The following is a 335-nucleotide window of genomic DNA, read 5'->3' as shown; positions in this document are numbered from 1 at the left end:
CCCTTGCCTTACCGCTTGGCTATACCCCAATATTAATAAATAGGCGAGTGATGGGGATCGAACCCACGCATGCCAGAGCCACAATCTGGTGTGTTAACCACTTCACCACACCCGCCATATTATCAAACACGGGCAGTAGGAATTGAACCCACACTGAAGGTTTTGGAGACCTTAGTTCTACCTTTAAACTATGCCCGTAAAGGTTTATGGAAGGGGAGGGATTCGAACCCCCGAACCCGAAGGAGCGGATTTACAGTCCGCCGCGTTTAGCCTCTTCGCTACCCTTCCAAAATCATATTAATAAAATGGCGCGAGACGGAATCGAACCGCCGACA

At 49.6% G+C, this 335-nt stretch carries 3 tRNA genes; all 3 read right to left on the bottom strand.

Annotated elements, in window-relative coordinates:
• Window positions 1-42: 42 nt before the first annotated feature.
• The 3 genes from HMPREF3108_RS03380 to HMPREF3108_RS03370 all read right to left on the bottom strand — a co-directional run bounded on the left by HMPREF3108_RS03380 (window position 43) and on the right by HMPREF3108_RS03370 (window position 288).
• Window positions 43-115 (bottom strand) — tRNA-His (locus tag HMPREF3108_RS03380).
• Window positions 116-127: 12 nt separating this feature from the next.
• A tRNA-Trp gene (locus tag HMPREF3108_RS03375) sits at window positions 128-198 on the bottom strand.
• A 9-nt stretch (window positions 199-207) separates the two neighbouring features.
• Window positions 208-288, bottom strand: a tRNA-Tyr gene (locus HMPREF3108_RS03370).
• Window positions 289-335: the final 47 nt, after the last annotated feature.

It is taken from the genome of Streptococcus sp. HMSC10A01, assembly GCF_001807785.1.
Taxonomy (GTDB): Bacteria; Bacillota; Bacilli; order Lactobacillales; family Streptococcaceae; genus Streptococcus; species Streptococcus gordonii.
The sequence above is the reverse complement of the archived record's forward strand: the minus strand, read 5'-3'. Positions and strand labels throughout refer to the sequence as shown.